This window comes from Aphanothece hegewaldii CCALA 016 (assembly GCF_003007785.1).
Taxonomy (GTDB): domain Bacteria; phylum Cyanobacteriota; class Cyanobacteriia; order Cyanobacteriales; family Microcystaceae; genus Chroococcus; species Chroococcus hegewaldii.
Map to the genome: position 1 here is coordinate 13,701 of NZ_PXOH01000044.1, position 19,144 is coordinate 32,844.

Genomic DNA, 19,144 nt, shown 5'->3' on the forward strand with positions numbered 1-19,144 from the left:
TGCCATAAAGTTAGGTAATATTGAGAGGATAACTGTTCCTTTGCTTGCGAGCAATGCCCTTAATTCAACTCAGTCTGCTTGGATTTTAGCTTTACTCAATGGGGAAAATCAATCAAATCAAACTCATTTGGTTCTTTTGTCTAATTCTTACTTCAATGTTATCAATCATTGAACAACCATCCCTAAAGGTTTTGAGTCAATCTATAGGTAATTTTTCCAATCAGATTCAATCCCGAAAACCTCTTGATTTTACGACAAAAACCTTAAAAATAGAGCCACAACAGCAACAAATTGATGAACAGCAACGCTATTCATTGATTTTGGGTGGTGTTTTAGGTCTCGTTGTAACGATTGCTATTGGTTGTCGATTAATCTCGAACCGTTCTTATCGTCATCTACAACAAATTGAAAAAAAACTACGGGAAAGTGAAGCTCGTTATCGTGCAATTATTGAAGATCAAACAGAGTTAGTTTGTCGTTTTTTACCAAATGGAACCTTAACCTTTGTTAATGATGCTTACTGTCGATATTTCCAAAAAGAACCATCAGAATTAATTAATCATACTTTTTTCCCGCTTATTCCAGAAGAAGATCAAGAAAAAGTCGCGCAAAATATTGCATCAATTTGTTTAGAACAGCCCATCGTAACCCATGAACATCGAGTTATTTTAAATAAGGAAATTCGTTGGCATCAATGGACAAACAGAGGAATTTTTAATACAGAAAATCAAATTATTGAATATCAGGCAGTTGGACGGGATATTACTAAATTGCTCGCAGCAGAAGCCGAAATACGCGCCTTTAATCTAGAACTTGAACAAAGAGTTCAACAGAGAACTCAAGAAATTGAAGAAAATCTGAAAAAAATTCAACTTCAAGAAACTGCTTTAAAAGAAAGTGAATCTCGATATCGGCGTTTAGTTGAAGCTTCACCAGCAATTATTTATGAATTTTCCAATCAACGAGGCGGGATTTATTATTCGGCTCATGTCGTTGAAGTATTAGGATATCCTCTAAGTTATTTGTATGAAAATCCTTGGTTATGGAATAATTCAATACATCCAGAAGATCAAGCACGAATTACACCAATAGTAAGAGAGATTTATCAAGGAAAAGATTTTGAGGTGGAATACCGAGTCCAAGATGCAACAGGAAAATGGCACTGGTTTTATGATCGCTCTATGGGTCGAAGAATAGGCGAAAATGAAATTATCATCGAAGGATTAGCTATCGATATCACCGATTATAAAGAAGCCCAAATCGCTTTAGAAAAAGCCCATCAACAATTAACTTTTCACTTCGAGAACACGCCACTCGCAGTGATTGAATGGGATAATAACTGTAAAGTAAAATATTGGTCGCCTCAAGCAGAAAAGATCTTTGGTTGGCAAGCAGAAGAACTTATTGGTTTACATTGGGAAGAATGGAAGTTTGTTTATGAAGCGGATTTGCAAAGCGTACTTGAAATCGCATTTGATTTAATGATTAATAAAAAACAGCGTAGTTTTCATTGTAACCGTAACTATACTAAAGACGGTAAAGTTTTAGATTGTGAATGGTATAACTCAATTTTATTAGACGCAGAAGGCCAACTTGTTTCGATTTTTTCTCTCATTTTAGATGTAAGCGCTCGCAAAAAAACTGAAGCTATTATTGAACAACAAAAAGAACTCTTACAAAGTATTGTTGATCATATTCCCATTATGATTAACTATTTTACTCCTAATCATAACTTTCGCTGGGTCAATCAAGCTTGGAAAAATACCCTTGGATGGACGCTAGAAGAAGCCAGAAATCTAGACATAATATCACTTTGCTATCCTAATCCAGAAGATTATCAAGCAACAACAGAATTTATTGAAAAAGCTGAGGGAATATGGCAAGATTTCCACATGACGATCCGAGATGGCAGTACAATTGATACGACTTGGGCGAATGTTCGTTTATCCGATGGTTCTCGCGTTGGTATTGGTCAAGATATCACAGAACGAAAACGCATGGAAGCAGCCTTAAAAGAATCAGAAGCTAAATACCGTCTTCTGTTTGAGGCTAATCCGAATCCATTATGGGTTTTTGATCTAGAAACCCTCAAATTTTTAGAAGTCAATGAAGCAGCAATTCGTCATTATGGCTACTCTCATGAAGAATTTTTGAAGATGACGATCGAAGATATTCGACCATCAGATGATGTTCTTAAATTGCATCAAAGTATTCAAGAAATTAAACCCAACTCAAATAATCATTATAATTACGGTTTGTGGAAACACATCAAACGCAATAAGGAAATCATTATTGTTGAAATTGTAGCGACTGTAATTACCTTTGAAGGCCGAGAAGCTATAATGACTATGGCTAAAGATGTCACAGCACGAATTGAAGCCGAAAAAGCTTTAGCCCAAAGTGAAGAAAGGTTTCGACGCTCCATTACAGATGCTCCATTACCGATTATTATTCATGCAGAAGATGGCGAAGTCATTCAAATCAATCAAACTTGGACAGAATTAAGCGGTTACACTCATGCAGAGATCCCCACTATAGCCGATTGGACGGAAAAAGCTTACGGTGAACGAAAAGAAATGGCGCGAACCGTGATCGATCAACTTTATGCAATTGATTGTCGCATTGAAGAAGGAGAGTTTTTAATTAAAGATGCAGCAGGTAAAGAACGTATCTGGAATTTTAGTTCAGCACCACTCGGAACTCTTCCCGATGGACGTAGACAAGTAATATCGATGGCAATTGATATTACCGCACGAAAAGAAGCAGAAGAAAGATTACGTCATGATGCTCTACACGATTCTGTCACAGGTTTACCCAATCGAGTTTTATTGATGGAACACGTCGAACAATGTTTACAACGCGCTTGTGAGGAGCCAAATTATTTGTTTGCGGTTCTTTTTGTTGATTTGGATCGGTTTAAGATTGTTAATGATAGTTTAGGGCATTTGGTGGGAGATCAATTATTAGTTGCGATCGCCTACAAGTTAAAAGATTGCATCCGTAACAGCGATGTTATAGCTCGACTCGGTGGAGATGAGTTTATTATTCTTTTGGAGCAACTTCGAGAAACTGAAGAAGCAGTAATTGTCGCCCAACGGATTTGTCGAACTCTCGAATCTCCTTTTACTGTAAACGGACAAGAAATTTTTGTTACGGCGAGTATTGGTATTACATTTAATTCATCAGCTAATCTGGAAGCGATCGATTTGCTCAGAAATGCCGATTTAGCTATGTATCGAGCTAAAGAAAGTGGTAAAGCTCGTTATGCGATTTTTGCTCCAGAAATGCACGTCAGAATTAGTCGTCAATTAGAATTAGAAACAAGTTTAAGGGTTGCTCTAGATCGTCAAGAATTTTTAGTTTATTATCAGCCAATTATGTGTCTTCAAAATTTAACCTTAATTGGTTTTGAAGCGTTAGTCCGTTGGCAACATCCCGAACAAGGTTTGATTTCCCCTGGTGAATTTATCCCAATTGCCGAAGAAACCGGGTTAATTGTTCCTTTAGGTGAATGGGTTTTATTTGAATCTTGTCGTCAACTTAAAGAATGGCAAAATGAATTTCCAAAAATTAATTCTCTGCAAATTAGTGTTAATGTTTCTTCTCGACAACTTCAACAAATAGATCTACTTCAAACTATTGATAGTATCCTTGAGCGAACAAACTTAAGCGGTAGTTGTCTTAAACTCGAAATTACCGAAAGTCTTTTGATGGAAAATCCCGAAACCGCAATTCATACTTTACTAAAACTTAGAGAAAGACAGATTTCAATTAGTATTGATGATTTTGGGACGGGATATTCTTCTCTTAGTTACCTCCATCGCTTACCCGTTAATACACTCAAAATCGATCGCTCTTTTGTTAGTCGCATGAATGAAATTAGCGAAAATTTAGAAATTGTTGAAGCAATTATTAATCTAGCACACCATTTAGGCGTTGAAGTTACCGCAGAAGGAGTAGAAACACAAGAAAATTTTACAAAACTTAAAGAATTAGGTTGTGAGTCTGGACAAGGTTACTTTTTTTCTCCCCCAATGAATGCTCAATACATCAAACGCTTTTTACAAGATCGAGCGATCTAAATAATTCTTAAGATTTAGCTGGATGAATTAAACTTGTCTTGAACTTCTTAATTATTCTTCACATTAAACCAGAGTAATTTACTATATTGGTCTAGCAGGGCGTTTCAGGAAAAGTCTAATACAGCCAAATGATGTTTAAAACGCATCAATTAGCATCATTTAAGCTAGATTTTTCTAATAATAAATATAAGCTTTAGGAAAAAATGATAAGCTAAAAAGTGCTAAATAATAGAAGATCTCCGAATAATTTTGGATAAAAGTCGTTTAACTCTTTCTCTGACTTAATATTTACAATTTATTCAATATAATGTCTTTTTGTATAAATATTAAAGCGGGAATTAAGTTAATTAATATTGCTGAATCTTGAGTTAGATTGACAAGAGAAAGAAAAATCGTTATAAAAGTTTCAATAAAAGTTAAAATTTCCTAACAAATCCCTAACCATTTTTGCATCTATATAGACAAGATAGCGTTATATAGATAGTTCAAGAGTATTAAAAAACGCTAAACAAGAGATTTGTAACAATGAAATTTAAACAAGAAAAGCAAGAATTACCCAATGTGATTGCTGATGCCTCATCATTGCTAATCGAATGGTTATTGCAGAATTCAACTCATAATTTCAATCATCAACTTTTACTGACAAAATTTAGCAAATCTTTTGAAATTAGAGAATTTAAGCAAGGGGAAATCATCAGCACATTTCCGACAACAGAATCCTTTTATTTGCTTTTATTAGGACAAATTCGCTTACTGAGTTTCGCTCACCAAAAAAAACGAGAAAAATCAATACAATTACTCACTCAAGGAGAGATTTTTGGCGCAGATGAGCTATTTGAGTCCATTGTTTTACCCTATCGTGCCGTTGCCGTGAACTCAGTACAAGTCGCCACCATCAACCGAGAAAATCTACAATCGTGGCTAAAATCATTACCCGAACTTAAAGAGCAGTGGCAGACAGCAACCCAACAACGACAACGCCTAATCTTTTTTAAAACCTTAACCGATATATCATCGCTCCCAAGTCATCAATTACAGACTTTTTTTCCAACCTTAGAAGAAAAACAAATCGCCGCCGGAACCCCTCTCGAAAAAGCACTTTTAGGGAAATCTGGTCGATTTTGGTTAAGAAATGGAAAAATAAAAGATCGATCGCTCTTTATTGGCGAGGCGTGGGACTATCCAGAAACCAACCTATCACAGTGGACTGCTCAAACCGATGTTGCGCTCTATCACCTTCCTAGACAACATTGGGAAACCTTCCAAGCGATAATCCCTAACCTAACTAAATCCGATCATGGGGTAAAAATGAAAAATATTTTACCCAACTCCAATGGTAAACAAACTGCAACTGTTAAAACTGCCGACATCCCGCAAAGTAAAACTTTAGAGGTTAATTTTCCTAAACCCCTAAAACGTCGCTTTAGTTTTTGGCAAAGATATCCATTCATCGCCCAGCAAAGTTCGGCCGATTGCGGTGCAGCTTGTTTAGCCATGATTAGCCAATATTGGAACAAGCGAATTAGCCTTAATTTTTTGCGGAATTTAACCGAAGTGGGACGAGGGGGAGCTTCCTTAAAAAATCTCGCCTTTGCTGCTGAACGCATCGGATATCAATCTCGACCTGTACGAGCGAGTTTAAGTAGTCTAATTGAACAGAAAAATCCTTGGATTGCTCATTGGCGCGGTGATCACTATGTGGTTGTATACAAAATTCAAGGAAACTCGATCTTAATTGCCGATCCAGCATTAGGCAAAAAGCTCATCAAAAAACAAGAATTTTTAACCCATTGGTCTGGTTATGCCATATTACTCGATCCGACAGAACGCTTAGAAGAACTTAAAGAGCAAAAAACGTCTTTAGGAAAATTCGTCAATTTACTGTATCCCTATCGTTCCTTGGGAGTGCAAATTTTAATTGCGTCTTTTCTGATTCAAGTTTTTGGCTTAATTTCACCCCTATTTACTCAAATTATTCTCGATCGCGTCGTTGTTAATAAAAGTCTAACCACACTCAATGTATTTGCCTTTGGTGTTTTGCTCTTTAGCATCTGGAGTCTGCTTTTAACCTCCGTTCGTCAGTATTTACTCAGTTATCTAGCAAACCGACTCGATCTGACGATGATCAGTGGTTTTATCAGCCATACCCTGATGTTACCGCTTAAATTTTTTGAATCCCGTCATGTTGGGGACATCATCACACGAGTCAATGAAAATCAGAAAATTCAGAGGTTTTTACTCAATCAAGTGGTTTTAGCTTGGCTAGATTTTTTGATGGGTTTTATTTATTTGGGATTAATGTTTTATTACAACTGGAGACTCACACTACTCGTAATTGCATTAATTCCACCCATTCTAATTTTGACCTTTGGGGCTACGCCTTTGTTGCGACAGATTTCACGAGAAGTTTTCAATCAGTCGGTTGAGCAAAATTCCGCCCTCGTGGAAACAATAACCGGAATAAGCACCGTCAAAGCCACAGCATCCGAGCGAGAATTACGCTGGCGTTGGGAAGATCGACTCACCAATTATCTAAATGCCCAATTTCGGAGCCAAAAACTAGGCATTAATCTACAGGCCGCTAGTGGTTTAATCAATTCTGTGGGTAGTACTGCTTTGCTTTGGTATGGTGCCACTTTGGTCATTCAAGAACAACTTACGATTGGTCAATTTGTGGCTTTTAATATGTTAATTGGTCAAGTTCTCAGTCCAATTCTCTCTTTAGCTAGACTTTGGGATGAACTGCAAGAAGTTCTTATCTCCGTTGAGCGACTCAACGATATTTTTGATAGCGAACCCGAAGAAAATCCTAATAAACCTTTGCTAATTTTGCCACCAGTACAAGGTCATGTCAAGTTTGAAAATGTTACCTTTAGTTATGATACGGGTTCTCAAAACAATACCCTACAAAATATTTCTTTTGAAGTTAAAACCAGTCAAACGATCGCCATTGTTGGTCGAAGTGGGTCGGGAAAAACCACACTTGTTAAATTACTGCAAAGATTATATCAACCCAATAACGGTGAGATTTGGATTGATGGACATGATATTCGTCATGTTTCTCCTCAATCTTTGCGTTCTCAATTGGGTGTTGTTCCCCAAGATTGTTTTCTGTTTTCGGGAACGATTTTAGAAAATATTACCCTTTATCGCTCTGAATATACTCTAGAACAAGCCATAGAAGCCGCTAAACTAGCCCAAGCACATCCATTTATTCAAACAATGTCCCTTGGTTACAATACCAAAGTAGGAGAGCGAGGAGCTAATTTATCTGGAGGACAACGACAACGGATTGCGATCGCACGTGCTTTAATGGGAAATCCGCCGATTCTCATTTTAGATGAAGCTACTAGCTCTTTGGATACAGAATCAGAGGGACGTTTTCAACAAAATCTCGCTCGTCTGAGTCAAAATCGAACCATTTTTATTATTGCTCACCGTCTCTCAACCGTTCGTCATGCCGATCAAATTTTAGTTTTAGATGGGGGAATTCTTGCCGAACAAGGCACACATGATGAATTGATTGCACGACAAGGACTTTATTATTATTTGGCTCGACAGCAACTCGAACTCTAACACTTTTGATGATGTCTTAAATATCGATAAACTTAAAACTATCTTCTTAACTAAACTTAATATTTTTTCAAATTTTTCTCAGACAAAATGCCAGTTTGGCAAGTTTATCGACTGTCTAAAAGCTAAAATTTGATGAAAGAATTTATTAACATTAATCACCATAATCAACTTTATAGGCTCAGTAATTGTTGATTTTCTTCCCTAATTTCCTGATTAATTGTTGTTTTAGCTAAAAAATCCCGCAATCATCTAGTAACTCAATTTTCACAAAGATAGCTTTTTAAAACCGCGTTGATTTGCCTGATTTAAAGTAGACCTATTTTTGGATAAAACCATGAGCAATTACAACAACACATCGTATCATAATTCTCACCTTTTAGCTCGCTCAGACTCTAATTCTCATCTCACATCTTCATTAGATGAATTACCAGAAGATATTCGCTCAGTAGATGATCCAGCTTCGATTTATGGAGGTGTAGCAGGTTCTGCTCCATCAGATTTCAGGATAGCGGTTCCTCAAAAAGCAAATGATGAAATCACTACTCGATGGTCTCCTTCAGTCCATTCTCTCTTAGATCAACCTCCTGCAACATTTCCGCAACGTCTCATTATTGGCGGTTTAGCTTTCTGTATGTTGGTGGGAAGTTGGGTATGGTTAGGTAGCATCGAAGAAGTAGGTCACGCCCAAGGAAAATTAGTTCCAAAAGGAGCTACTTACAAAATTCAGCCCCTCGAATTGGGTAAAGTGAGTTATGTTGCAATAAAAGAAGGTGATGAAGTCAAAGCGGGACAAATTTTAGTAGAATTTGATACCGAACTCGCACAAAAAGAAGTAGAGCGACTCCAACAAATGCTCATAGGCTATCAGCTTGAGCAAACACAAAAACAAGCTCTACTCGAAAAAATTCAACTAGAAGCTCAAACCCATTCAGCGATCGCAGCAGCCGAAGCACAAGGGCAATACTCGGTGATCGAACTTGCTAAAGAAAAAGCGGCAACATCTCGCCAACTACTTCTACAGCAACAAGCGGAATTATCCGCCTACCAAACTAGAAAAGCCAGTTTACAACCGCTATTACTCAAAGTAAAAGAACACAACCAACAACTACAAAACGAAGAATTAGCACGAAAAGAGCAAATTGCTCGCCTAAAACCACTAGCAAGAGAGGGCGCGATTTCACAAGAATATGTTTTTCAAGCCGAGCAAGCTTTACGAGAAACACAACAAAGAATCACCCAAAATCAACTCCAAGAAGTCACATCTACCCATGAGCAACTTTTTCAAGCTGATCAATCATTACGAAGCTTAGAGGCTCAAATCACACAAAATCAAGGCAATCTAGCGACGGCATTCAAAGAAGCCGAACAATTGCAAGCCGAATTACTACAAAAACAAGCACAAGCTAAACAAATTCAGCTAGAGTCTTTACAACGTCAACAGCAATTAGCTGTAGAAATGACTCAACTCAAAGCCAAAGTCAAAGAAACTGAAAATCTTTTAGCCAGCGCTCAAGCTAAACTCAAAAATCGATATCTCAAAGCTCCAGTGAGTGGTGTTGTTTTATCTTTAGAAGACATTAACCCTGGCGAGGTCATTGATGCGGGTAAAATTGTTGCCGAAGTTGCTCCAAATAATGTCCCCTTAGTTCTTTCGGCTGTTCTGCCCAACCGAGAAGCGGGTTTCGTGAAGCTAGGAATGCCAGTACAAATTAAACTCGATGCTTATCCCTATCAAGATTATGGCATCGTTGCGGGTACAGTGACTAAGGTTTCTGAAGATACTAAACCCGATGAGAAGCTAGGGCAAGTCTATCGAGTCGAGGTTCAACTCGAAGCGGATCATATCACCGAAAAACATCAGCAAGTCCGTTTTAAAGCCGGACAAACCGCCACCGCAGATATTATTACTCGTCGTCAGCGAATTATTGACGTTGTGCTTGAGCCAATTCGGAAAATACAAAACGATGGGATCAAACTGTAAATTAACCAGTTTTTAAGAGCATTTGATTGTGATCTGTATTTTGCTCGATTTAATCTAAACTTTCGGAGGGGATTACACCATGAGCCAGTCATTTTCCTTAAAATTTAATCATTCTTATCATCAGACGAAACAAGATAAAGCCATGACAAATGAACAATTTGAACAGATTGTCGAGGCGATTTTGGATGGAAAATACTCTTGGGCTTGCGTCTTAATTTTACGCTCTGCTGGTTACAATCCGCTTCATTATATTCCTTATCGAACCTATAACAGACTGATTAAAGATAATTGCTTAAATCATAAACCCTCTGAGTCGGGTATCCCCCATCCAACGGCAGATGCTAGATCTCAAGATCAATCTAAACAAGTTGACTCTTTTTCTACTAATGAGCAAAAAAATGTCGATTTTTGTTTATCAGAGCATTCCCTAAAAAAGATTGAAGATTTAAAGGTTATTAAGGAACTTGACGAGCAAGCTCAGGAAATTAAAGGGGGTTATTGTCGCTGGTTTTCTTAAAAGTTAAGTTTTTTGATGTGATTAAAGCAAGAGAATTAATCATTTAGGTAAAAATTCTCTGTTGATATTTGGTTTCTTTGCTTCCTTCAAAAAGAGAGTTTGGAAACCAAATACCTACTCTTTCCATCTCTTATAAAAATTATTTGAATTTGAGATGATAAAGATTAAAATAACAAATTATATTTTTTCTAAAAATTATGCACGAAAAAAATACATATTTTCAGCTTTCATCATTAATTGAATCAGCAACAGCACATCATGAAAATGGAATATTATTAGAAGCAGAAGCTATATATAAGAAAGTCTTAGCCGCTTTTACAACTTCTGAAATAGAAATCATAAATTCATCAAACCATCATGAAAATTGGGTGGCTATTCTTATTAACTTAGGAACAGTTTTACGGCAGCAAGGCAAGCATCAAGAAGCAATTTCTACCTATCACCAAGCTTTAGAAATGCAGCCCGACTCGGCTCAAGCTTACGATGGTTTGGGGAGTTGTTGGGCAGAGCAAGGCAAATTTGAGGCCGCGATCCAATCTTATCGACAAGCTATTAACTACAATCCTAATTTGGCCCAAACCTACAACAATTTGGGGACTATCTTAGTTAAAAGTCAGGGTAAATTAGAAGAGGCGATCGACTCCTATCAGCAAGCCCTAAAAATTCAACCCAACTTTGCTCAAGCTTATTATAATCTTGGTAATGCTTTCAAAGATCAAGGACAGCCTGAAAAAGCGATCGCATCCTATAAGCAAGCTTTAACCCTAGATCCTCAACTCACAGTAGCTAAATGGGCGATTTGCATGGGACAACTGTCTATTCTTTATGAGAGTTCTGCTGAGATTGAAACGAGCCGAAAAAATTATCAGTCTTATTTACAAACATTAGTCCAAAGCTTTGAACAAGCTTCGCCACAAGAACTTAGTCAAGCTGCCATAGATGTCGGTTCATTGCAGCCTTTTTACCTAGCCTATCAAGGACACAATGATCGGGAATTACAAAAATTATACGGCACGATGATCGCTTACTTAATGGCGAGTCGCTATCCTCAATGGAGTCAACCGAGGGAGATCACGCCTTTAGTATCAAATGAAAAAATTAGACTAGGTATTGTTTGTGGTTATTTTCATCATCATTCTGTCTGGAAAATTCCCGTAAAAGGATGGGTACAAAATCTTGATAAAACACAGTTTGAATTATTCGGATACTATACAAATGCGATCCAAGATCGAGAAACGGCGATCGCTTCTCGTGCTTTTGATCACTTTAGACAAGGACTTTTACCGATCGAACAGTGGTGTCAGACGATCGCTGATGATCGACTACATGTCTTAATTTATCCTGAATTGGGCATGGACCCAAACTCCATCCAACTCGCCGCCCTCAGACTTGCTCCAATTCAACTGACTTCTTGGGGACACCCGAACACCAGTGGACTGCCGACGATAGACTATTATTTGAGTAGTGATTTGATGGAACCTGAGCAAGCGCAAGCACACTATACAGAGAAGTTAGTCAAACTCCCTAATCTGTCGATTTATTATCCTCCGCCATCATCGCCCATCCAGAAGATGCAACGAGAAAATCTCGAAGTTAGTGAGAAAGATATCCTTTTTTGGTGTTGTCAATCGCTTTATAAGTACCTGCCGCAAGATGATGATGTTTTTCCTAGAATTGCTCAACAATTACCTCAATGCAAGTTTATTTTTCTAGAAGCTCCTCAAGGTAAAGCAATTACGGAAATTTTTCAACGACGCTTAAACCGTACTTTTAGTGAATTTGGACTCTCCTATCACGCTTACTGTCGATTTTTACCTAGGCTTAGTGCTGGTGCTTTTAAGGGCGTGGCTGCTATTGCTGATATCATCTTAGATAGTGTCGGATGGTCGGGTTGTAACTCCACATTAGAATCTTTGAGTCATGTTCTTCCTGTGGTAACGTTGCCTGGTGAGTTGATGCGGGGACGACACACAATGGCAATTCTTAAAATGATGGGAATTGAAGAATTGATCGCAACCAGCAAGGATGATTATATTAATCTAGCAGTACGTCTCGGTCAAGATCCTTTGTATCGTCAGCAGATTCGAGAAAAGATCGACGACAACAAATACAAGCTATACGGCGATCTTCAGCCGATTTTTGCCTTAGAAAAGTTCCTCATTAATACAATACAGACTAAGACTTTACAGTTTGCCATTCAACAACATCAAGCTAATCATTTAGCTAAAGCTGAACAAATTTATCAGAAAATTTTGGATAGACAACCTGAATGTTTAGATGCTCTCTACGGTTTGGGTGTACTGGCGAGTCAAATGAGTCAAGTTCAAAAAGCTGAAGGTTTATTTCAAAAAATCTTAATGCTCCAACCTAAGATGACTAAAGCTTGGCTGAGTTTGGGTAATTTATATCAAGCTCAAAAGCAATGGAGTCAGGCAGTAGAGGCTTATCAAAAAGCTTTATCACTTGAGCCGAATATGGCATCAATTTATAATAATTTGGGCTACACTTGGCAATTACAACAGAAAATAGATGAAGCGATCGCCTGTTATGAAAAAGCCTTAGCCCTACAGCCTAACTGTTATGAAGCTACACTCAATTTAGCAGTTGCTTTAAATACACAAGGAAAGCTAACCCGCGAGCAACAAGATCACTATGCTGCTTTAGCCACAGAACTTGGGACAACTCAACAGCAACAGGGAAATTTAACTTTAGCAGTGGAATATTATCGACAGGCTCTTACTTTAAAATCTTGCTTTAAATAGTACTCATGTTTTATTGAGCCATTGATTTGTAATTTTCGAGAAATTCTATAAAATCAATTTTTAGCCTGAGTGAATGATATAACCAAGGATCGGCTGTAATGAATTTTCCCCCTAGTTCTTGAGCTAAGGCTAAATAAAGGGCATCATCTAAGGTTAACTCAAAGACGATCGTCATCTCATGGGCTGTTGCTAATAAAGGATAGATCGCAACCGTTGGAATGTCCAAAAAAAGAAGATTTTGCAAGGTAGTTCTACTTTCGTCTGGCGTAATGAAATGGGTTCTTTTTTTCTGTGAGATCACATGAGAGACTTCTAATAAAAGTAATTCAGGCGCAATTAATTCGATGGCTCCTACTTGCCAGTCTTTTCTAAGAGCAAGAGCTTTTTCTGTTAAAACTTCTGGAAAAAACCACTTGGCTACCACGTTGCTATCGATGATCACAAAAGGTATCAACGGTTTCTATCCTCGGCGATCGCTATTACTGAATCTGGCATAATATTGACTCGTTTTGTCCATATTTCCCGCGTTTGATCGATATGCTCAAAGCACCGAACTTTTAAGAATTTTTGCTGTCTGATGGACTGCTCTAGTAAGATAACAATTTGTTGGTTGATTGAACGACGTTCTCGCTCCGCTAAAATCTTTATTTCTTGGTATAGTTCGTCAGAAATATCTCGCAGACTTAAATTCATATTAAATCCCTTAATTTTGCATATCAATTTAATACTATTATGATAGCAAATAAAAATAACAATATATGCCATTTTGGCAACTAATATTAATCTTAAAAGTTTAGTATTTAAAGTATAGAAGATCAATCTTCTCAATTAAAAAAATCCCCAAACTTTAGGAGTAAAATCATGATCGTTTCTGACCTTAATTATCTCGAATCTGTCGAAAATAATAATATTGAAGGCGCTGGATATGCCTATTTTGATGAAGAATTTTCTTTAAGAGTGAATGGACAGCGTACAGCAGATGCTTTTGTTGGTCAGTATATCCGAGTTAATGCAGATGAATATAAAACTATCACATTTGATAAAGTTGTTACTGCATACGCTTATGTTTAATCAGCAACAATCATCTATAAAAGGACGTTTAACTCAACCAAGTCAAACTATAATTCTCTTCAAAGAGAAAGGTTTAACTTAACTTACATCAAAGAAGAACTGCTATGAATTGATATTGATCTTATCTAGCAGTTCTTTTTCTTATTGCTCGTTTCAATATTGTTGTAATGGAGAAGCATAAATCATGAACATTAAAGATATAGATTACCAAAAAGAGCTAGTAGAAAGTAATCAATTTTTAGGCGCTCAGAGTACTATGGCTCATGCTTTTGATGAGATCGAACATCAATTCAGGTCATTAACTGGAGAAATCGTCGGAAATATTAATGCTTTCTCTAATGTAACGGCGATCGGTACGAATAAAGCTAACGTTTCAGTCTCATCTGATGTTAGAGGGAATACCGACAACAAAGTGAGCATTGTCTACGGAACTGAAACAACCGCTTTTGCAACAACCCCTGGAACTTAATCTATTTTGCCTCAACAAAGCTAAGTTAAATTGTTTTGAGGAGGATTTTACCTCCTCATCACATTATATTTTTTAAGTCTCAACTAAACCTGAATAAAAATATTTGCCACTTTGGCAAGCTGTAACGCTTATTTACTCATACAATTAAAAGAAATAAAGCCCCTATTTACTTTAATAATAACGGGAGATATATTATGTTGATTAATGACTTAGAGCATTTAAAAACCGCTCTTTCAACCGATGAAATTCAAGGAGGTGAATTACCCATAGGTATAGATCCAATAGAGATTCTTGGTATAGCGTCTTCTGCTTTTCAATTCAATTCTCTTTCTATCGGTCAATATGGCTCATTCGCTGCAGGAATTCCAGAAATTTTAACAACTGCTGTTCCTGGTAATTTTAGTGTGGGTTTTAAATTTCAATATACATCACTTGCTTTGGGCTATGGAACTTAATTCTTTAATAGCATCATTGCATGATCTTTTTTTCAAGTCTAAAGAGGTAACATGATTATTCATGATTTAGAGCATCTAAAATGTATTTCTGTAAAAAATGATTCTGATTTGTCTTACATTTTAGGAAGTTCTGGAATAACGATCGCACCGCCTATTATAAATCTTTTTGCATTAGTTAATGCTTCTTCTTTTCCTAGTAGTGTAGATCTCAGCTTTAGTGGCGATGTCATTGCTAGTGAAACTTCTATATTGAAGGTTTTTTCAGGCGTTTTTGTCAGAGCTATTTCACCTTTATAAATATAGTCAATCATTTAATAAATGATTAAGGAGAGTGATTATGAGTCGATTATCCATAGAGGATTTAGACTTTTTCAAGATTGAATCTACGAATTCAAAAGATATTCGCGGCGGTACATATGAGCCGAATTTATGGGATTGGGAGACAAACTTTGCTTTTGATTTTGATTCCAATGGTATCGCAAGCTATTCTCTGGCTCACATTTCTTCCTATGCAATAGCAATTGGGCCAATTTTTATAAGCTCTGATCTTATCTGAAACTAATCAACTGAATTAAAACTTAGTGATTTAAGGTTAAAATATGCTGAGGGGTTATACCATCTCAGCCTATTCAGTTTTTTGATTACATTTAAATAACCTTGTAAAGTTTAAACCAATTATTATGTTATTTTTTTCAAGAATAACCATCGAATTAAGCGAACTTGAAAAGTACTTAAAACAAAACATACAAATTAAGCAAATTTGTCAGGAAATTATCTATGATAAAATTATTTCTAAAGCGGCTACTGCTAGAAATATAGTTTTAACAGAAGAAGAAATTGAAAACGAAGCTCATCGTCAGCGTCGTCAGATGAATTTAGAAAAAGCAACTGATACTTTTGCTTGGTTAAATTCTCAGTTAATTACTTCTGATGATTGGGAAGTTGGTCTCAAAAACTCTTTATTAAGAAAAAAATTGGCTGAAGCTCTTTTTGCTGAAGAAGCTAAAACCTTTTTTGGGCAAAATAAACATAATTTTGATTGTATTTTATTGTATCAAATTATTGTACCTTATGAACAATTAGCTTGGGAAATTTTATATCAAATAGAAGAACAAGAAATTAGTTTTTATCAAGCAGCACATTTCTATGATATTGATGAAAAACGACGTTATCTTTGTGGTTATGAAGGTCGATTTTATCGTTATAGTCTATCTCCCCAAATAGCGGCTATTGTTTTTGGTGCGAAAGTCGGCGAGGTAATTAGTCCTTTTCAGACCGAACAAGGATACCATATTGCATTAGTAGAAGAGTTGATAAAGGCTGAATTAACGGAAAATATTTATCAAGAAATTATCAATAAAATGATGGATGAGTGGTTAGCTAATGAGCTAATTTATTTACTTCATAACTTTGACGAACAACCCAACAGAGATTAAGACAACTAATAAGTCAATTAAAATAAATTTGTTAGCGGGTTCTGGAATTCTTTTACAAACATTTATTCGATTAGAAGTATAGTTACAAGATTGGGTGACAATAATTAAATCCAGTTGTGTATCTTGAGCAAACTGCTTATTGTATAATCCAGAAAAAGAATTATTAATAACTTCGTTCATTTCACCAAATGATGTCAACTCATTATAACTATTTAAGACTGTATCTTGTCCCGTTTGAAACCCAAAAAAGTCTTGCTTATAATCAAGTTCTGAATTAGTATTGATTACCCCTAATACTTCCAATATATTATTAACAGTTTGAGTTGTTTTATCAAGTAATAATAAATTGAATTGAATCGATGAACTCAAATTGCTAGACACTAAATCATCAGTTTGATTAAGAAGATTTATGAAACCATCAAAACTAAACAGTAATGTCTCATTAGCGGGAATTGTAAAATTACCGATCAAAGATGTAGTAAATCTAATATTTCCTAAATAATTATTTGTTGTACCAACTAAAAGTGTTTCTGATTTGGAATAAGCAGAAGTATCATTTGGCGTAACTAAAAATTTTGCATCGGTATCTATAAAAGATGATAAAATACCATCGTCTGCAATGGTATTCGCATCTCCATCACCTACAGAAAAAATATTTTGGGGTGATTGACTAAAATTTTTAAGAGATAAATCATATTGAGCAAAACTGCTGAAAGTTGCTGCCCTAATGGGAAAAGCACTAATCAGAAAATAGCTTACAGAAGAAAAAAATATAAGACAAAAACGTCTCGTTTGTGAGCAAGTTATCATTGTTTTGTTTTCGGTATGTGAAGCTATAACAAACAATTGGGTAATAATAAGTTTTATTAACTTAAATAAATATTGAACTCAACAATCTTTTCAATCTTATCCAAAAAAAATCATTTTATGATCATTTTGATACTAAATGAAATATAATAATTAATACTAGACCGAGGTTCAAAAATAGGCTCTCATATAAAATAGCAACGAGAGTTTCTATCCCGTTGCGAATATATATATAAATTAATCTAAACAGATTTAGTTTCTAAAACTTTGTCAGTCTCTATTTCTGTATCATCTGTTTTACGACGACGATAAGACATTAAAATATCCGATACTTCTGTAACTAACACTGTAGCGAGTACACCATCATCAAGCCATCCCAGAAGCGGAATCCAATCGGGTGCCAAATCTACCGGCATAATCCAGTAAAAGAAAGTGGCTAAAATAACTAACCAACGATATTTAGTATGACGTATGGCTTGACGATACCAATTATAAAAAATTTTAACCAATGCTTTTGCTTTCATTTGGGGTAAATTAGGAACTCAATCAACTTACAACTATTATTCTGTCAGTTTCATTTGATAAAAAAAAGAGGGGACTTTCCCCCCATGATTGTCGTAATAACTCGTTATTTTGAATTGTCGTAGCGTATACCTGCTTCAACAAAGCGACGGAGTACTTCAGCCATACGATCGCAATCTGTAATTAAACTAATTCTGACATATCCTTCTCCACCTTCACCGAAAGCATTACCCGGAGTCAAAACTACTCCAGTTGTACGCAAAACATTGAGGGCAAAATCAGTCGAATTCAATCCAATTGGGCAGGGAATCCACAAATACATTGTTGCTTTTGAGGGTTTAATATCCCAGCCTAATTCATTTAATCCTTTAATTAAAAAATCTCTTCTTTTACGATAACGATCTTGTACTTCTTTGACATACTCATCGGGCAATTGTAAAGCGGTTTCGGCTGCTTTTTGTAAGACGGAAAAAATCCCATAGTCTAAATTGGTTTTTAAAGTCCGTAACCCTTGGATAATATCGGAATTGCCGACGACAAAACCAACGCGCCAACCTGCCATATTATAGGTTTTGGATAAAGTATGAAATTCTACTCCGATGTCTTTTGCTCCTGGAATTTCGAGTAAGCTCGTGGGTTGATATTCATCAAATGCCAATTCTGCATAACACAAATCATGTACTAACATAATTTCGTAGTGACGGGCAAAAGCGACAATTTCTTCAAAAAATTCTCGCGGTGCGGTGGCAGTCGTTGGGTTACTGGGATAATTAAAATAAAGAATCTTCGCTTTGTGGGCTATCTCATCTGGAATTTGAGTAACATCAATTAACCAGTCTTGCTTTGCACTCAAAATAATCGGGTACAGAGTTGCTCCCGCAATGAGGGGCCCGCGAAAATGAGGCGGATAAGAAGGACTCGGAACTAATACCACATCTCCTGGATTGATATAAGCTAAAGCTAAATGAGTCAATCCTTCTTTGGAACCGAGTAAAGGTAATGCTTCATTATCTGGATTGAGATCCACGCCATAACGCCGTTGATACCACGCAGTTATCGCCTCCCTAAAACTGGCTGTGCCTTCAAATGGTGGATAGCCGTGAAATGGCGCATGAGAAAAGGCTTCTTTAGCGGCATCGATGACGGGTTCTGGGGCTAAACCATCGGGGTTGCCCATGCCTAAATCAATTAAATCAATTCCTTGCGCCCTCGCTTGGGCTTTGAGTTCATCGAGTCGAGCAAAAACGTAGGGAGGTAATGTACTTAAACGGTTTGCACGGCTATTCGTCCAGTTAACACTCATTGCTACAGCGTTAGACAAAATTACATAAATTATTATTATTACATTCTTTGATCTCGTTTTGTTGACATCCTCACCGCCATAAATGGCGATGATTCCCAAACCTTACGATTTGGGTTTCTGCTTCAATGCAGTTGCCTTGACAGATTTACTCTGTTCGGGTCTT

At 36.6% G+C, this 19,144-nt stretch carries 16 protein-coding genes; 11 read left to right on the top strand and 5 right to left on the bottom strand.

Annotated elements, in window-relative coordinates:
* Positions 1 to 155 precede the first annotated feature (155 nt).
* The 5 genes from C7H19_RS22685 to C7H19_RS22705 all read left to right on the top strand — a co-directional run bounded on the left by C7H19_RS22685 (position 156) and on the right by C7H19_RS22705 (position 12,918).
* Positions 156 to 4,082 carry a PAS domain S-box protein gene (locus tag C7H19_RS22685; RefSeq protein WP_219907722.1) on the top strand — a complete coding sequence of 1,309 codons (3,927 nt, stop codon included), beginning with the start codon at positions 156 to 158 and terminating at the stop codon, positions 4,080 to 4,082.
* A 525-nt stretch (positions 4,083 to 4,607) separates the two neighbouring features.
* Positions 4,608 to 7,658 (top strand): ABC transporter transmembrane domain-containing protein, encoded by a 3,051-nt coding sequence (locus C7H19_RS22690; protein ID WP_106459192.1) that lies wholly within the window; start codon positions 4,608 to 4,610, stop codon positions 7,656 to 7,658.
* Between the two features lie 334 nt (positions 7,659 to 7,992).
* Positions 7,993 to 9,639 carry a beta-barrel domain-containing protein gene (locus tag C7H19_RS22695; protein ID WP_106459193.1) on the top strand — a complete coding sequence of 549 codons (1,647 nt, stop codon included), beginning with the start codon at positions 7,993 to 7,995 and terminating at the stop codon, positions 9,637 to 9,639.
* A gap of 79 nt (positions 9,640 to 9,718) precedes the next feature.
* Complete coding sequence (locus tag C7H19_RS22700) at positions 9,719 to 10,156, top strand: HetP family heterocyst commitment protein (RefSeq protein ID WP_181280712.1); 438 nt, start codon at positions 9,719 to 9,721, stop codon at positions 10,154 to 10,156.
* A gap of 197 nt (positions 10,157 to 10,353) precedes the next feature.
* On the top strand, positions 10,354 to 12,918 hold the full coding sequence (locus tag C7H19_RS22705) for a tetratricopeptide repeat protein (protein ID WP_106459194.1): 2,565 nt from the start codon (positions 10,354 to 10,356) through the stop codon (positions 12,916 to 12,918).
* A 10-nt stretch (positions 12,919 to 12,928) separates the two neighbouring features.
* Here the strand turns inward: C7H19_RS22705 and C7H19_RS22710 are convergent, their stop codons facing one another.
* Positions 12,929 to 13,372 (bottom strand): type II toxin-antitoxin system VapC family toxin, encoded by a 444-nt coding sequence (locus C7H19_RS22710; RefSeq protein WP_106459195.1) that lies wholly within the window; start codon positions 13,370 to 13,372, stop codon positions 12,929 to 12,931.
* Positions 13,369 to 13,611 (bottom strand): hypothetical protein, encoded by a 243-nt coding sequence (locus tag C7H19_RS22715; RefSeq protein WP_106459196.1) that lies wholly within the window; start codon positions 13,609 to 13,611, stop codon positions 13,369 to 13,371. Before C7H19_RS22715 ends, C7H19_RS22710 begins: the two co-directional genes overlap by 4 nt.
* A gap of 168 nt (positions 13,612 to 13,779) precedes the next feature.
* Here C7H19_RS22715 and C7H19_RS22720 point away from each other — a divergent pair, with 168 nt between their 5' ends.
* From C7H19_RS22720 to C7H19_RS22745, 6 genes are all read left to right on the top strand, one after another.
* Positions 13,780 to 13,989, top strand: a complete 210-nt coding sequence (locus tag C7H19_RS22720; RefSeq protein ID WP_106459197.1) for a hypothetical protein — start codon at positions 13,780 to 13,782, stop codon at positions 13,987 to 13,989.
* A gap of 184 nt (positions 13,990 to 14,173) precedes the next feature.
* Positions 14,174 to 14,458, top strand: a complete 285-nt coding sequence (locus C7H19_RS22725) for a hypothetical protein (RefSeq protein WP_106459198.1) — start codon at positions 14,174 to 14,176, stop codon at positions 14,456 to 14,458.
* Positions 14,459 to 14,652: 194 nt separating this feature from the next.
* A complete protein-coding gene (locus C7H19_RS22730; protein ID WP_106459199.1) occupies positions 14,653 to 14,913 on the top strand; it encodes a hypothetical protein in 261 nt (86 codons plus the stop codon).
* Positions 14,914 to 14,964: 51 nt separating this feature from the next.
* Positions 14,965 to 15,210, top strand: coding sequence for a hypothetical protein (locus C7H19_RS22735; RefSeq protein ID WP_106459200.1), 246 nt, complete (start codon positions 14,965 to 14,967; stop codon positions 15,208 to 15,210).
* Positions 15,211 to 15,250: 40 nt separating this feature from the next.
* Positions 15,251 to 15,469: a hypothetical protein gene (locus tag C7H19_RS22740; RefSeq protein WP_106459201.1), complete on the top strand. Its 219-nt coding sequence runs from the start codon at positions 15,251 to 15,253 to the stop codon at positions 15,467 to 15,469.
* A gap of 124 nt (positions 15,470 to 15,593) precedes the next feature.
* Positions 15,594 to 16,349: a peptidylprolyl isomerase gene (locus C7H19_RS22745; protein ID WP_106459202.1), complete on the top strand. Its 756-nt coding sequence runs from the start codon at positions 15,594 to 15,596 to the stop codon at positions 16,347 to 16,349.
* Here the strand turns inward: C7H19_RS22745 and C7H19_RS22750 are convergent.
* The 3 genes from C7H19_RS22750 to C7H19_RS22760 form a co-directional block, all read right to left on the bottom strand.
* Positions 16,311 to 17,159 (bottom strand): hypothetical protein, encoded by an 849-nt coding sequence (locus tag C7H19_RS22750; protein WP_106459203.1) that lies wholly within the window; start codon positions 17,157 to 17,159, stop codon positions 16,311 to 16,313. The genes C7H19_RS22745 and C7H19_RS22750 overlap by 39 nt on opposite strands.
* A gap of 239 nt (positions 17,160 to 17,398) precedes the next feature.
* Positions 17,399 to 17,680, bottom strand: a complete 282-nt coding sequence (locus tag C7H19_RS22755) for a YkvA family protein (RefSeq protein WP_106459204.1) — start codon at positions 17,678 to 17,680, stop codon at positions 17,399 to 17,401.
* A gap of 104 nt (positions 17,681 to 17,784) precedes the next feature.
* Positions 17,785 to 18,981 carry an aspartate aminotransferase gene (locus C7H19_RS22760; protein WP_106459205.1) on the bottom strand — a complete coding sequence of 399 codons (1,197 nt, stop codon included), beginning with the start codon at positions 18,979 to 18,981 and terminating at the stop codon, positions 17,785 to 17,787.
* Between the last annotated feature and the right edge of the window lie 163 nt (positions 18,982 to 19,144).